Source organism: Microbispora sp. NBC_01389 (assembly GCF_045040095.1).
GTDB lineage: Bacteria > Actinomycetota > Actinomycetes > Streptosporangiales > Streptosporangiaceae > Microbispora.
The window spans coordinates 3,554,890-3,569,237 of sequence record NZ_CP109552.1 but is presented as its reverse complement, the minus strand read 5'-3'; the positions used below and the strand labels follow the sequence as shown (position 1 = coordinate 3,569,237).

General features: G+C 73.4%; 13 protein-coding genes. 8 read left to right on the top strand and 5 right to left on the bottom strand.

Annotated elements, in window-relative coordinates:
• Window positions 1-55: 55 nt before the first annotated feature.
• Complete coding sequence (locus tag OG344_RS16215) at window positions 56-868, bottom strand: SURF1 family protein (protein WP_327044099.1); 813 nt, start codon at window positions 866-868, stop codon at window positions 56-58.
• A 166-nt stretch (window positions 869-1,034) separates the two neighbouring features.
• Between OG344_RS16215 and OG344_RS16210 the strand changes: the two genes are divergently transcribed.
• A complete protein-coding gene (locus OG344_RS16210; RefSeq protein WP_191909883.1) occupies window positions 1,035-1,208 on the top strand; it encodes a hypothetical protein in 174 nt (57 codons plus the stop codon).
• A 96-nt stretch (window positions 1,209-1,304) separates the two neighbouring features.
• Here OG344_RS16210 and ggt read toward each other — a convergent pair whose 3' ends face one another.
• Complete coding sequence (gene ggt / locus OG344_RS16205; RefSeq protein WP_405088930.1) at window positions 1,305-3,098, bottom strand: gamma-glutamyltransferase; 1,794 nt, start codon at window positions 3,096-3,098, stop codon at window positions 1,305-1,307.
• Window positions 3,099-3,268: 170 nt separating this feature from the next.
• On the opposite strand from ggt, the gene OG344_RS16200 reads away from it, so the two are divergent.
• From OG344_RS16200 to OG344_RS16190, 3 genes are read left to right on the top strand one after another with little or no spacing between them, the layout of a single operon-like run.
• Window positions 3,269-4,480, top strand: coding sequence for a sensor histidine kinase (locus OG344_RS16200; RefSeq protein ID WP_405088929.1), 1,212 nt, complete (start codon window positions 3,269-3,271; stop codon window positions 4,478-4,480).
• Complete coding sequence (locus OG344_RS16195; protein ID WP_405088928.1) at window positions 4,477-5,142, top strand: response regulator; 666 nt, start codon at window positions 4,477-4,479, stop codon at window positions 5,140-5,142. The genes OG344_RS16200 and OG344_RS16195 overlap by 4 nt, the downstream gene beginning before the upstream one ends.
• Before the next feature lie 43 nt (window positions 5,143-5,185).
• A complete protein-coding gene (locus tag OG344_RS16190; RefSeq protein WP_405088927.1) occupies window positions 5,186-6,094 on the top strand; it encodes a MerR family transcriptional regulator in 909 nt (302 codons plus the stop codon).
• 23 nt (window positions 6,095-6,117) lie between these two features.
• Here OG344_RS16190 and OG344_RS16185 read toward each other — a convergent pair whose 3' ends face one another.
• Window positions 6,118-7,344, bottom strand: a complete 1,227-nt coding sequence (locus OG344_RS16185) for an anhydro-N-acetylmuramic acid kinase (protein WP_405088926.1) — start codon at window positions 7,342-7,344, stop codon at window positions 6,118-6,120.
• Window positions 7,345-7,584: 240 nt separating this feature from the next.
• Between OG344_RS16185 and OG344_RS16180 the strand changes: the two genes are divergently transcribed.
• The 4 genes from OG344_RS16180 to OG344_RS16165 all read left to right on the top strand — a co-directional run bounded on the left by OG344_RS16180 (window position 7,585) and on the right by OG344_RS16165 (window position 11,543).
• Window positions 7,585-8,487 carry a MurR/RpiR family transcriptional regulator gene (locus tag OG344_RS16180; RefSeq protein WP_405088925.1) on the top strand — a complete coding sequence of 301 codons (903 nt, stop codon included), beginning with the start codon at window positions 7,585-7,587 and terminating at the stop codon, window positions 8,485-8,487.
• Window positions 8,488-8,679: 192 nt separating this feature from the next.
• A complete protein-coding gene (locus tag OG344_RS16175; protein ID WP_327044092.1) occupies window positions 8,680-8,880 on the top strand; it encodes a hypothetical protein in 201 nt (66 codons plus the stop codon).
• A gap of 2 nt (window positions 8,881-8,882) precedes the next feature.
• Window positions 8,883-10,052: a sulfite exporter TauE/SafE family protein gene (locus OG344_RS16170; RefSeq protein ID WP_405088924.1), complete on the top strand. Its 1,170-nt coding sequence runs from the start codon at window positions 8,883-8,885 to the stop codon at window positions 10,050-10,052.
• Between the two features lie 39 nt (window positions 10,053-10,091).
• Window positions 10,092-11,543 carry a tetratricopeptide repeat protein gene (locus tag OG344_RS16165; protein ID WP_405088923.1) on the top strand — a complete coding sequence of 484 codons (1,452 nt, stop codon included), beginning with the start codon at window positions 10,092-10,094 and terminating at the stop codon, window positions 11,541-11,543.
• A 29-nt stretch (window positions 11,544-11,572) separates the two neighbouring features.
• Here the strand turns inward: OG344_RS16165 and ald are convergent, their stop codons facing one another.
• Both ald and OG344_RS16155 read right to left on the bottom strand, forming a co-directional pair.
• Window positions 11,573-12,688: an alanine dehydrogenase gene (gene ald, locus OG344_RS16160; RefSeq protein WP_405088922.1), complete on the bottom strand. Its 1,116-nt coding sequence runs from the start codon at window positions 12,686-12,688 to the stop codon at window positions 11,573-11,575.
• A 68-nt stretch (window positions 12,689-12,756) separates the two neighbouring features.
• The gene (locus OG344_RS16155; protein WP_405088921.1) at window positions 12,757-14,139 is read right to left on the bottom strand and encodes an aspartate aminotransferase family protein; all 1,383 of its coding nucleotides are present in this window, start codon (window positions 14,137-14,139) and stop codon (window positions 12,757-12,759) included.
• Between the last annotated feature and the right edge of the window lie 209 nt (window positions 14,140-14,348).

Here is a 14,348-nt window from a genome sequence, read left to right as displayed (position 1 = left end):
ACGATATCCGTGCCGGCCGCCGGTTCCGGTTCCAGGGCCCGGCAGCGGGTCGCGGTCAGGCCTCCGCGGGCGCGGCCGGCCCCGCCGACTCCGGCCCCTTCGACTCCGGTCCTGAGGGCTCCTGCCGCCGTCCGCGCAGGGTGTCGCGGACGAAGTGGAACCACATGTACACGGCGAACAACGCGAAGACCCACCACTGGAGCGCGTAGGCGAGGTTCCGCCAGGTCAGGCCGCCGCCGATGGCCGGGGCGGGCACGGCCACGGGCGTGGCGTGGGAGGGCGGCTCCTGGGCGGCGGCGACGACGAACCCGTCCCGCACCCGCGCGTCCGGCCACATGTTGATCAGCTCCGCCGTCGACACGGTCGCCACCTGGCCGCGCGGGAGCAGCCCGGTGCGCTGCACGTCGTCGGTCTGCTCCGCGGGCCGCAGCCGTCCGCTCACCGTGACCGGCCCCTCCGGCACGGCGGTCGCGGGATCCCCGGGCGAGCGGACCCAGCCGCGTACGACCGGGACGACCGTGCCGTCAGCGAGCCGCAGCGGGGTGAGCAGCCAGAATCCGTCTCCCCGGGCGGCCCGTCCACCGGGCGCGGCGACGTCGGCGACCCGGTCGGCCACCAGAAGCTGGCCCGCCGCGTCGTAGGCGCCGGTCGCGGTCACCCTGCGGCCCACGGCGTCCACGGCGACGTACCGCCCGACCTGGGTCAGTTGCGCGACGGCGACCGGAGCGGGATCGGGGGCCCGACGCGGCGCGCCCGACGACTCGAAGACGCCGAGCTGCCAGCGGCCGAGGAACGTGAACGACACGAGCACCCCGATGACCAGCAGGTGCAGGGCCACCAGCCGAGGAGACAGGAGGGTGCGGAGCATGGTTACCACGCTATCCGCCGGTCGCGGCGGTCCCGCACCCGCGCCGCGGTTGTCCGGCTCGGGGCGACCGGCGGGGGCGCTCATCCGCCCACGTCCCGGCGGTGAGAGAGCTCGAAATCCGACAAATCGCGGCCAGGGGGCCTCGTCTGTCGCTAGAGTCGTGCCCATGTCCGACCCTCAGATCGACCCGGCCGGAAACACGCAGGCTTTCCGGGTGTTCGCTCAGCAGCAGGACGCGGAGATCTCCCAGGAGCGGCCGTCCCGCCTGCCGATGTGGATCGCCATCGGCGTGGCGCTTGTCGTCGTCCTCGCCGTGGTGGCGTACCTCCTGGTTCGCTGACATACCTGTACCAGCCGCCGACGACCGCGCCCGTCGGCGGCTTCACCATGCCAGGACAATCGGGCCAGGACCTCTCGGGCGCGGTCATCCGCCGGTTCAGCGGTGGGTGCCGACCACGAGTGCGCTGCCTCCGCCTCGGCGTGCGGGCTCGGCGACGGCCTGGACCTTGCCGTCCCGGAGGAACTCCAGGCCGGTCGCCGCGCCGATCTCTCCTGCCGGCGGTCCGGGGACGTCCGTCAGCGTGTGACCGAGCGCCGTCAACTCCGCGCCGTACCGCTGGGTGAACGCGGGCTCGGCCTGGGTGGCGGCGGTGTTTCGCTGCGAGGCCCGCGGCGCGGCCACGGCGTCGGGCAGGGACATGCCGAAGTCGAGCCGGTTGACCAGGATCTGCAGCACGGTCGTGATGATCGTGGCGCCGCCGGGCGAACCCACGGCGAGCAGGGGCCTGCCGTCCTTGAGCACGATCGTGGGGGCCATGGACGACCGCGGGCGCTTGCCGGGAGCGGGCAGGTTGGGGTCACCGGGCGCCGGGCCGAAGGTGAAGTCGGTCAGCTCGTTGTTGAGCAGGATGCCGCGGCCCGGCACCACCATTCCGCTGCCGCCGGTCTGCTCGATCGTGATGTTGTAGGCCGCCACGTCGCCCCAGCGGTCGGTCACCACGAGGTGGGTGGTCTCCGGGCCCTCCTTCTTCTCCTCCGGCGCCGTGGCCGCCGGGGCGGCAGGGGTTGCCGGGGAGGCGCAGGCGGAGTAGGAGCCGTCGGGCGATCCGGGCGCGGCGGGGTGCGGCATCGCCCGCGGGCCGATCAGGCAGGCGCGCTCCTTGGCGAACCCGTCCGACAGCAGGTCCCCGAGCGGCACCCGCGTGTACGCGGGGTCGCCGACGTAGGCGTTGCGGTCGGCGAAGGCGAGCCGGGAGGCTTCCAGATACTCGTGCGGGCCGATCTTCGGCAGCGCCTCCAGGATGTTGAGCGCCTCGCCCACCGTCGATCCGCCCGAGGACGGCGGCGCCATGCCGTACACGTCCAGGCCCTTGTACGTGACCTTCGCCGGCGGCCGTTCGAGCGCGCGGTAGGCCCTGATGTCGCTCACCTCCATGAGCCCGGGCCGGACGTTCCGGGTGGCGCCCGCGCGCACCGGCGGCTTCTTCACCGTGTTGACGATCTCCCGGCCGAGGTCGCCGCCGTACAGCCAGGCGGGGCCGCGGATGCCCAGCTCACGGTAGGTGCGTGCGAGGTCGGGGTTGCGGAGGAGCGACCCGACCGGCGGCGGCTGCCCGCCCGGCAGATAGAGCGCCGCGGTCGGGGTGAAGTCGGCGAACCGGTCGGCGTTCTGCTGGGTCTGGTCGTGGAACGTCTGGTCGACGACGAAGCCCCTGTCGGCGATCTCGATCGCGGGGCGCAGCGCCTGCCGCAGCGACATCGTGCCGTACTTCCGCAGCGCCAGGTCCCACTGCGCGACGCTGCCCGGCACGCCCACCGACAGGCCGCTGCTGACGGCCTCGGCGAACGGGATGCCCTCCAGAGCCGTCGAGTTCATCGCCCGGGGGGCGGTCTCACGGCCGTCGATCGTGGTCACCTTCCGGTGGCGCGCGTCGTAGTAGAGGAGAAAGCCGCCGCCCGCGAGACCGGCCGAGTAGGGCTCGGTCACGCCGAGCGCGGCCGCCCCCGCCACCGCCGCGTCCATGGCGTTGCCGCCCTGGCGCAGCACCGTGAGTGCGGCCTTGCTGGCGTCGAGGTCCACGGTGGCCACCGCCCCGCCGTACCCCTCCGCGACCGGCCGTTTGACCTCCTTGGGAGGTGGCGGGTGTACGGCCGGAGCCGCCTCGGCGGGCGGGGCGAGCAGGCCCGCCAGCGTGAGCACTCCCAGCGACGTGACGACGACACTCCTCATGCGTGCGGCACCTCCACCACGTGAGCGATCACTCCAGCATGACTCACCGGAGTCAGACCGAAACGGGAATGTCCACTTTTGGACGCCCGCCCGGCTACTCCCCCGGACGTACGCGGCCATGCGGCCCCGGTCGGATGCGACCATCGGCGGGAAGGGCCTAGCGTGCGGATGTGCGCTCCCGTTCCGACTTGTATCACCGCGTCGATCCCGTTCTGCCGGTCGTCGTCGGGATCGCCCAGGTGTTCCTGACGTTCGGCGCCCAGTCCTGGCAGCTGCGCAACCCGGACCTCGGGCGGGTGCCGCTGACCTGGTGGGGCTGCGCGTTGCTGCTGGTCGGGCCGGGCGCCATCGCGCTGCGCCGCCGCGCCCCGGTCGCCGCGCTGGTCGTCACGCTCACCGCGACCTCGGTCTACATGCTGTTCGACTTCGCGTACGGGCCGGTTTTCTTCAGCCCGGTCATTGTGATCTTCAGCGCGGTGGGGAACGGGCACCGCCGGGCGGCGTGGTCGGCGTCGGGGGCGTTCTTCCTGTTCGTGGTCGTCTACGCGACCTGGTTCATCCCGCACCGGGCGGGGCTCTTCCACCACACCGCGGTCGCGGCGTACCTGCTGCTCACGCTGACCGTCGCCGAGTGGCACCGGGTGCGCCGCGAGCGCCTGGCCGAGCGCCGGCGGGTGGAACGCGAGGAGGCCAGACGGCAGGCCAGCGAGGAACGGCTGACCATGGCCCAGGAGCTGCACGACGTGCTGGCCCACAACATCTCGCTGATCCACGTGCAGGCGTCCACCGCGCTGCACCTGCTGGACGACCATCCGGAGCAGGCCCGCACCGCGCTGACCGCGATCAAGCAGGCGTCGAGAGACGTGCTCACCGAGATGCGCGGGGTGCTCAGCCTGCTGAAGGACGGCGCGCCGCGGTCTCCCACGGCCGGGATGGCCCACCTCGCCGGCCTCGCCGCGGGCAGCGGCCTGCCCGTGACCGTGGAGGTCGCCGGGGATCCGCGCCCGCTGCCCCCCGGCATCGACCGGGCCGGATACCGGATCGTCCAGGAGTCGCTCACCAACGTCTCCCGGCACGCGCCGGGCTCCCGCGTGACGATCAGGGTCGCGTACGCCGCCGACGAGCTGGGCCTGGTGATCGAGGACGACGGCGCGGGGGCGGCGCGGGCGGTGGCGGGGCTGGGAGGCGGCAACGGCGTGCCCGGCATGCGCGAGCGGGCGGCGGCGCTCGGCGGATCACTCACGGCCGGTCCCCGGCCGGGCGGCGGCTTCCGCGTGGCGGCCCGCCTCCCCCTGCCGCCAGTGCCCCAGCCACCCGTGCCCCAGCCACCCGTACCCCAGCCACCCTTACCCCCGTCCACGGAACCGGAGGAACCGAAGTGATCCGCGTGCTGCTCGCCGACGACCAGGCCCTGGTGCGGGCGGGGTTCCGGGCCCTGCTCGACGCGCAGGAGGGCATGACCGTCGTGGGCGAGGCGGGCGACGGCGAGCAGGCCGTCCTGCTGACCCGGGACCTGCGCCCCGACGTGGTGCTGATGGATATCAGGATGCCCGGCATGGACGGCCTGACCGCCACCCGCCGCATCGCCGGCGACCCCGGCCTCGCCGACGTGAAGATCATCATGCTCACCACCTTCGAGCTGGACGAGTACGTCTTCGAGGCGCTGCGCGGCGGGGCGAGCGGCTTCCTGGTCAAGGACACCGAGCCGGCCGAGCTCATCCAGGCGGTCAGGGTGGTGGCCGGCGGCGACGCGCTGCTGTCCCCCGGCGTGACGCGCCGCCTCATCGCCGAGTACGCCGCCCGGGCCAAGGAACCGGGCGTCACCACCGGCCTCGCCCCGCTGACCGAGCGGGAGCGGGAGGTGCTCGCCCTCGTGGGCGCCGGCATGACGAACGACGAGATCGCCACCCGTCTCTTCATGTCGCCCGCGACGGCGAAGACGCACGTCAGCCGCATGATGACCAAGCTGCACGCCCGCGACCGCGCACAGCTCGTCGTCATCGCGTACGAGTCGGGTCTGGTGAAGCCCGGCTGGCTGGCGTGAAAGGGCTTGAGTCTCCACCGGCTGGAGGGTCCACGCTGTGGATGTGAACGACCGCAGCGAGCCGAGCCCGCTCACGATCGGAGAGCTGGCACGCCTGACCGGCGTGCCGGTGCGCACGATCCGGTTCTGGTCCGACGCCGGGGTGCTCCCGGCGGCGGGCCGGTCGGCGGGCGGCTACCGGCTCTACGACGCGGAGGCCGTGGCCCGGCTGCACCTGGTGCGCACGCTGCGCGACCTCGGGCTCGACCTGCCCACCGTGGAGCGGGTCGTGACCAGGCGGACGGGCCTGACGGAGGTGGCGCGGACGCACGTCGCCGTGCTCGACGCGGAGATCCGCGTCCTCCAGGCCCGGCGTGCCGTCATGCGGTCGGTCGCGGAAGGCCACTGCACCGCTGAGGAGATGAGACTGATGCACGAACTGTCCCGGCTGTCCGCACGTGAGCGGCGGCGGATCATCGACGAGTTCGTCGACGAGACGTTCGCCGGCACCGACCCCGCCGCGCCCGGCGCGGGGATCGCGCAGTCGATGCGCGGGCTGCCCGAAGAGCTGCCGGACGAGCCCACCGTCGAGCAGGTGGAGGCCTGGATCGAGCTCGCCGGGCTGGTCGCCGACCCCGGCTTCCGCGAGCGGGTGCGCCAGATGGCGACCGGCCAGGCGGAACCGCCGCCGGTGCCGAACGACCCGCAGGCGGTCCTGACCGAGGCCGGGCGGGCCCTTGACCAGGGGATCGGCCCCGAGTCGGCGGAGGGCGGGCAGATCGTGGACCGGCTGGTCGGCCCGGGCCTGCCCGCCGGCGAGCGCGCGCGGCTCGCCGACGCGCTGGAGCGGTTCACCGACCGCCGGGTGGAGCGTTACTGGCAGCTGCTCGGCGTGCTCAACGACCGGCCGCCGTTCCCGCCCTCGGTGCCGGCGTTCGAGTGGTTCATCGCGGCGCTGCGCGCCGCACGCTGAGCGAGGCCGCGCCGGGGACATCCTCAGCGTGCGGGGCGGCCCTCAGCTACCCGCATGCGGATGACCCGGGGCGGCGCGGCGAGCGGCGCGGGCAGGCGGAGAGGGCCGCGGCCGGGAGTGAGTGAGCCCAGCACCCGCGGCCCCGACGCGCCCGTGCACGCGGGCACGGTGCCCGGCAGGCCGTGCGCGGTCAGCCAGCCGAGATAGGAGAACGCGACGGCCTCCTTGGCGTCCGGCGGCACGCCGAGGTGATCGCTTGTCAGCATCCGCACGCCGCTGCCGGACCGCTCGCGCAGCTCCCGCATCAGGACCGGGTTGCGCAGCCCGCCGCCGGAGACCACCACCGTGCCGAGCCGGTGCCGCCGGATCTCCGCCGCGACGGTCTCGGCGGTGAGCGCGGCCAGCGTCGCCACCAGGTCGGGCAGGCCGAGCCCGTACGGCCCGGCCACCCGGTCGAGGTATCCCCCATGGAACAGCTCCTTGCCCGTCGTCTTGGGCGGCGGGCGACGGTAGTAGGGCTCGGCGAGCAACTCGGCCAGCAGGCCGTCGTGGACCCGCCCCGCCGCCGCCAGCCGGCCGTCCTCGTCGTACGGCCTGCCGGTGGCGGCGAACACGGCCGCGTCCATGAGCGCCGAGGCCGGTCCCGTGTCGTAGGCGAGCGGCGCCGCGCACCCGGCGTGGTTCTCGGCGTGGTCGTACCGGCTCGCGCCGGGCGCCACGGTGAGGTTGGCGATGCCGCCGAGGTTCAGCGCGCCGGGCCGCCCCACCGGCCCGGGTGGCTCGGGTGACTGGGCCAGCCCGGCGAGCAGCGGCAGGTCGAAGGCGGACACGAGCGGGGCGCCCTGCCCGCCCGCGGCCACGTCACGGGCCCGCAGGTTCGACACGACCGGCACGCCGAGCCGTTCGGCGATCCAGGCGGCCTCGCCGAGCTGCAACGTGCCGCGCGCCCGGCCGTCCTCCACCCAGTGGTAAAGCGTCTGCCCGTGCGAGCAGACGAGGTCGGCCGGCGGGCAGCCCGCCGCCGCCTCGGCGAACGCCCGGCCCACCAGTGTGTCGAGCCGGCAGACCGCGCCCATGTCTGTGGTGTTCGGCGGCAGTGCGGCCAGGATCGCGGCGCGCGACTCCGGCGCGTACGGCGTCGTGCCGGTGTGCTCCACGACCCCCTCCACCACCCCCTCCGCGACCCAGTCGACGAGCGCGGTGTCGATCCCGTCGTGAGAGGTTCCGGAGATCAGCCCGAGCACGCGCACCTGCCCACCTCCAGCACATCTCGTACCGGCCTGAGCATGGCGGAAACTTCCTCCCGCACCAGCCGCGATAAAAGAAAGCGTCATGGGCGTGTAATCTGCCCCAGGAGGTCTTCACACGGACGCGTCGCCCGTGCCGGTCACGGCGGACTTGTCTCGAAATGTTGGCTTCCGGTGCCCGTTGTCACGCCTGGATAGGTGTCTGCGGGTTCCAAGCTGATCGCGCACAGGAGAGGCTCTGACGTGACGAACGAGAACGAGGGCGCCGCGCCGGCCAATCCCATCGCGACGGTGCGTGCGGTGCTGCCCTCGCTCACCCCCGCCGCCCAGACCATCGCGCGCCTCATCCTCGACGACCCCGCCTCGGTGGCCCGCAGCACGATCACGGAGGTCAGCGCGATCTCGGGGATCAGCGAGGCGACGATTGTGCGGACCGCGCGGTCGCTCGGCTTCGCCGGCTACTCCCAGCTGCGGTTCGCCCTGGCGGCGGCCGTGGCCAGGGACACCCCCGAACGGCTCGTCCCCGGTGACCTCGCCCCGGACGACCCGCTGACCGATGTGATCGCGAAGGTCGCGCGGGCCGAGGCGCAGGCGCTCGCCGACACGGCGGCCCAGCTCGACCCCGACGCCCTCGCGGCGGTGGTGGACGCCGTCGCCGCCGCCCGCCGCGTGGACGTCTACGGGGTCGGCGCCTCCGGCCTCGTCGCCGCGGACATGGTGCAGAAGCTGCTGCGCATAGGACTGCCCGGCAACCACTTCACCGACGCGCATCTCGCGCTCACCAGCGCCGCGCTGCTGCGCGAGGGCGACGTCGCCGTCGGGGTGAGCTGCACCGGCGAGACCCCTGACGTGCTGGGCCCGGTGCGGGCCGCCCGCGGGGCCGGCGCGACCGTGGTGGCGATCACCAACAACCCGCGGTCGTCCCTGGCCGGGCTCGCCGGACACGTCCTGATCTCGGCCGGGCGCGAGTCGGCGTTCCGCCCGGGTGCGCTCGCCAGCAGGATCAGCCAGCTGCTCATCGTCGACTGTCTCTTCGTCGGGGTCGCCCAGAGCACCTTCGACGCCTCGGACGCCGCCCTTCGCGCGACCCGTGTCGCGCTCGACGACTACCTCGGCGACGCCCACCGCCGCGCCCGCACGGCCTGAGCCCTCCCGCCCGTCCGGCCCGCCCGCACATCTGGCCCGCACATCTGGCCCGCACATCTGGCCCGCACATCTGGCCCGGCGGTGGCGCTGTTGTCTTGCCCCTGTCTCCGCGGGGTCAGCGAAATGTTACTGGCCGAGTCCAGTCGATCACATTACGTTGCGAGCAAAGGCCCCGCCGTACGAGGAGGACACGTGAAGTCCATCGCCCGATTCTGTGGCAGCTGCAGCTGCGGCTGCCCCGAGCTCTTCGTGGACGTGTCCGCGCCGGCCGAGCGCCGTGTCGTGATCACCGACGACTTCGGCCAGCGGGTGGAGATGAGCCTCGACCAGTTCGGCTCGATCGTCGAGGCCGCGAAGACCGGAGTGCTGGACGACCTGGCGCTCACCGGCTGACCATGAACCCGGCCGCCCTGTTCGCCGGGGGCCTCGTCGCCGGTCTCGCCGCGGGTACGGCGTCGTGCGCCGCGGTCCAGGGCGGCCTCCTCATCGGCCTCGTCTCCCCCGGCTCCCCCCACTCTCCGGGCTCTCCCCGAGCCATGGGCGCCGCCGGAGCCGGCCCTGCCACCCGCGCCACCCACACCGCCCGGGACCTGCGGGACGCGCTGCCCGCGGTGGCCGCGTTCCTTACCGGGCGGCTCGCCGCCCACACCGCCCTGGGGGCGCTGCTCGGCCTGGCCGGCTCGGCCGTGCGGCTCGGCCCGCACACCCGGGCGGCCCTCCTGGTCGCCGCGGGGATCACGGTGGCCGCCCTCGCCGTACGGATGCTCGCCCGGCGTGGCCGGGCCGGATGCGCCGCCGCGCGAGACACGCCACCCGGTCACCTCGGCTGCGCACACTCGGACAGGCACGCGGACAGGCACGGAGACGCGCAGGACACGGCCCGGGAAGACACTGCACGGACAAGCACTGCACGGACACGCACGGGGCGGACAAGCACGGGGCGGCGGGGGACGGCGCGGGCGGCCGGGCTCGGCCTGGCCACGATCCTGATGCCCTGTGGCGTCACGGTGAGCCTGGAGGTCGTGGCCGTCTCGGCGGGCTCCGCACCGGGCGGCGCCGCCGTGCTCGCCGGGCTCGCTCTGGGCACCTCTCCGGCCCTCGCCGCGCTCGGACTGCTGCTGCGTGGGCTCGCCACGACCCGGCTCGCCGTCCTCGGCGGCGTCGCGGCCCTGGCCGCCGGGCTGTTCACCGCCGGGTCGGGGCTGCGGCTCGGTGGCTGGCTGCCGGAGATCGGCTACCCGGCAGCCGCGGCCGCCCGCGCGTACGTCGGCGCGGACGGGGTCCAGCGGCTCACGATCTGGGCCACCGACCGGGGTTTCCGGCCGGGTGTCGCCGTCGCGACGGCCGGACGGCCCGTCGAGATCGTCTTCAGGACCTCGGGCAACCGCGGCTGCACCCGCTCTGTCGCCGTCGACGGCCGCGACGTCGCGCTCCCCGTGACGGGCGCGCGTACGGTGCGCCTGCCCGCCCGGCCGGAGGGACGGCTCCGCTACGCCTGCGGAATGGGGATGTACGTGGGCTTCATCGAGTTCGAGCGCCCCTTGACCCCGGCGTCTTCCCGATAACGCTCCGTGACGTCCCGGTTACGTGTCACCCTGTCTGGCATGACACTAGTGGGAGCAGCGGAGACGGCCGCGTGGATCGGGATACCGGTCTCGCGCATCCCCGGACCCCTGGAACCGGACGAGGCCGATCTGCTCGGCAGAGCCCGTGACGGCGACCGCGAGGCGGCGCACCGGCTGGGCCGGCTGTGCGCGGAGCGCGACGACCGTCTGGGCGCCCGGCACTGGTGGGAGCGGGCGGCACAGGCGGGCAACGTCGACAGCGCCTACAACCTGGGGCTCTGGCACCGGATGCACGGCACGACCGAGGAGGCCGTCGGCTGGTTCGAGGCCGCGGCCGCCACCGGAGACACGGACGCCGCGACCAACCTCGCCTCGTTGCTGCTGGAGCGGCGCGGCGACGCGGCCGGGGCACGGCTGTGGTTCGAGCGGGCGGCCGAGAACGGTTCGCGGCACGCGTCCCGCCGGCTGGCCCTGCTCTGCGAGGACCAGGGCGACGGCATGGGCGCCCGGCGCTGGCACTTCAGGGCGGCCCTCGACGGCGACCTGCGGTCCGCCCACGACCTCGGCTTCCTCGGCTACACCGCGGGTGACGAGGCCGAGGCGTCGCACTGGTGGGAGTACGCGGCCCGCGGCGGCCACGCGGAGGCCGCCTATCACCTGGCCCTGCTCCTGCACACGGCCCGCGACGCCAAGGGCGCGGAGGGGTTCTACCGGCTCGCCGCCCGGGCCGACCACCCCGGCGCCGCCTTCCGGCTGGGCGACCTCGCGCTCACGCGCGGCGACCTGCGTACGGCACTCGCCTGCTTCGAGCGGGCCGCGCACACGGGCAGCCAGGAGGCGTCCCGGATGGCCGGCCTGATCTGCCTGCGGCTGGACGACCGCCTCTCGGCGGCGCACTGGTTCGGGCGGTCCGCGGCGGACGACCCCGAGGCGGCGTACCGGTTCGGGTCGCTGCTCGTCTCCGAGCACAACGACCTGAAGGGCGCGCGGCACTGGTTCCGGCGGGCGGCCGAACGCGGGCACCAGGCCGCCCAGGCGGAGCTGCGGAAGGTGCTGCCCCTCACCGGCGGCTGTGTGGAGACCGAGGGCTGCCTGCTGGACCCGCCCCCGCCGTACTGGACCCGCCCTGCCGAGCCGGAGCAGGCGGCGCGCGCCGAGCTGGCGGTGGCGGCGGCGCGCAGGCGCGGCGACGCCGCGGCCGAGCCCGCCGCACTGGTCGAGATCCTCGGCACCTGGGATCTGGTCGCCCGCGAGTCGCTCAGCCGCGGCCTGCCGGACGTCCCGACCGGTGGCATGGTCGGCGGCGCGGTCGGCGGCATGGTGGAGTTGCTGGCCCGGACGAGCGGGCTGCACCTGGCCGCCATCGAGCATCTCGGCCTGGTGCGCGCCACCCTGCTGCGGCCCGGCACGGCCCCCTGGCCCACTCCCGCCGAGGTCGAGCACGTCCTCGGCACCGCGCGGGACCTGCGCAGCCACTTCGGGCTGCGCTGACCTCTCCTCCCGGCCGCCCGGCCCGCCGGTCAGGCGGCGATGATGTCCGTGACCGGCGTGTACGACAGGCCGTGGGCGAGCCCGACCGGCTCGTTGGTCAGCACCCCGGCGTGGGTGTTGAGGCCCAGCGCGAGCGCCTCGTCGCCGCGCAGCGCTTCCCGCCAGCCCTTGTCGGCGAGCCTCACGACGTAGGGCAGGGTCGCGTTGGTCAGCGCGAAGGTGGAGGTGTTGGCCACCGAGCCCGGCATGTTCGCGACGCAGTAGAAGACCGACTCGTGCACGCGGAACGTCGGGTCGTCGTGGGTGGTCGGCCGGGAGTCCTCGAAGCACCCGCCCTGGTCGATCGCGATGTCGACGAGCACGGAGCCCGGCCTCATGCGGGAGACGAGCTCGTTGGACACGAGCGTCGGAGCCTTCGCGCCCGGGATGAGCACCGCGCCGATGACCAGGTCGGCCTCCAGCACGGCCCGCTCGACGGCGTACTGCGTGGAGACCAGCGTCTTCAGCCGGCCCTGGTAGATGGCGTCGATGAAGCGGAGGCGGTCGATGTTGATGTCGAGGATCGTCACGTCCGCGCCCATGCCGACGGCGATCTGCGCCGCGTTGAGGCCCGAGACACCGCCGCCGATCACGACGACCTTGGCCGGGGCCACGCCGGGCACGCCGCCGGGGAGCACACCGCGCCCGCCGTTGAAGCGCATCAGGTTGTACGCGCCGACCTGCGGGGCGAGCCGCCCGGCGACCTCCGACATCGGGGCCAGCAGCGGCAGCGTGTGGCCGGCCTGGACCGTCTCGTACGCGACGGCGGTGGTGCCGGCCGCGAGCAGCGCGTCGGTGCAGGGCCGGGAGGCGGCCAGATGCAGGTAGGTGAACAGGATCTGGTCCGCGCGGAGCCGGTGGTACTCCTCCTCGACGGGCTCCTTGACCTTGAGGATCATCTCCGACTCGGCCCACACTTCGTCGGCGCTCTCGACGAGCTTGGCGCCGACCGACAGGTACTCCTCGTCGGTGATGTGGGAACCGAGACCGGCGCCGCGCTGGACGCTGACCTCGTGTCCGTGACGGACGAGCTCGTGGACGCCGGCCGGGGTGGCGGCGACGCGGTATTCGTGGTTCTTGACCTCGGCGGGCACGCCGATCTTCATGAGTTGTGTCCTTTCAAGCGGTCACTCGTCACGGTCGCCCCCTACCCCGGCCGCACGAGCTCCACGGGCTACAGGCGGGCCCACGCCTCGGTGAGCACCGAACGGAGGATCGACTCGATCTCGTCGAACTCCTTGGGGCCGCAGATCAGCGGCGGGGCGAGCTGCACGACCGGGTCCCCGCGGTCGTCCGCCCGGCAGTACAGACCGGCGTCGTACAGCGCCTTCGAGAGGAAGCCGCGGAGCAGGCGCTCCGACTCCTCCTCGTTGAACGTCTGCTTGGTGGACTTGTCCTTGACCAGCTCGATCCCGTAGAAGTAGCCCGAGCCGCGGACGTCGCCGACGATCGGCAGGTCCAGCAGCCGGTCGAGGGTCGCCTTGAACACCGGCTCGTTGGCCGTGACGTGCTCAAGCAGGCCCTCCCGCTCGAAGATGTCGAGGTTGGCCAGGGCGACGGCGGCCGACACCGGGTGGCCGCCGAAGGTGTAGCCGTGCGCGAAGGTCTCGTCGCCGTGCTTGAACGGCTCGAACAGACGCTCCGAGACGATCATCGCCCCGATGGGCGAGTAACCGCTGGTCAGACCCTTTGCGCAGGTGATGATGTCCGGCACGTAGTCGAACTTCTGGCCGCCGAACATCGTGCCCAGCCGGCCGAAGGCGCAGATGACCTCGTCCGAGACGAGCAGCACGTCGTGGGCGTCGCAGATCTCGCGCAGGCGCCGGAAGTATCCGGGGGGCGGCGGGAAGCAGCCGCCGGCGTTCTGCACCGGCTCGACGAAGACGGCGGCCACGGTGTCCGGGCCCTCCATCTCGATGGCCTTGCCGATCTGGTCGGCGGCCCAGCGGCCGAACGCCTCGGGGTCCTTCTCCAGGCCGGGGAAGCCGGAGATCTCGTCGGCGCGGTAGAGGTTCGTGTTGGGGGCCTTGATCGCGCCGGGGACCAGCGGCTCGAAGATCTGCTTGAGCGCCGGGATGCCGGTGATCGACAACGCGCCCTGCGGGGTGCCGTGGTAGGCGATGGACCGGCTGACGACCTTGGTCTTCAGCGGCTTGCCCTTGATCTTGAAGTACTGCTTCGCCAGCTTCCAGGCCGACTCGACGGCCTCTCCGCCGCCGGTGGTGAAGAAGACGCGGTTGAGGTCGCCGGGGGTGAGCTCGGCGAGCCGGGCGGCGAGCTCGGCGGCCTGGGGATGCGCGTACGACCACAGCGGGAAGAACGCCAGCTCCTTGGCCTGCCGTGCGGCGGCCTCGGCGAGCTCGGCGCGGCCGTGCCCGACCTGGACCACGAACAGCCCGGCCAGGCCGTCGAGGTAGCGCTTGCCGTGGATGTCGTAGACGTAGGCCCCCTCGCCCCGCACGATCATGGGCACCTCCCCTCCTTCGTAGGAGGAGTGGCGCGTGAAGTGCATCCACAGATTGTCCTGTGCGGCCTTGAGAACGTCGGGGCGCGTCATCGCAACCTTCCCTGAAGTGATCTGTACTGCCCACAGTGTGCACGCCGCTTCTGCGTTTTGCCAAGTGATTGCGTGGCTTCACTATGCAAGAAGTTCGGATTCCGCGACATCGTGTTGTAACGGCAACGAAATCCGTCAAGGTAGATTGAGGCCGCCGAGACGTCGGCGGAGGGCCGACGGACGCTGTGGTCAAATGGGGTCAATCGGTC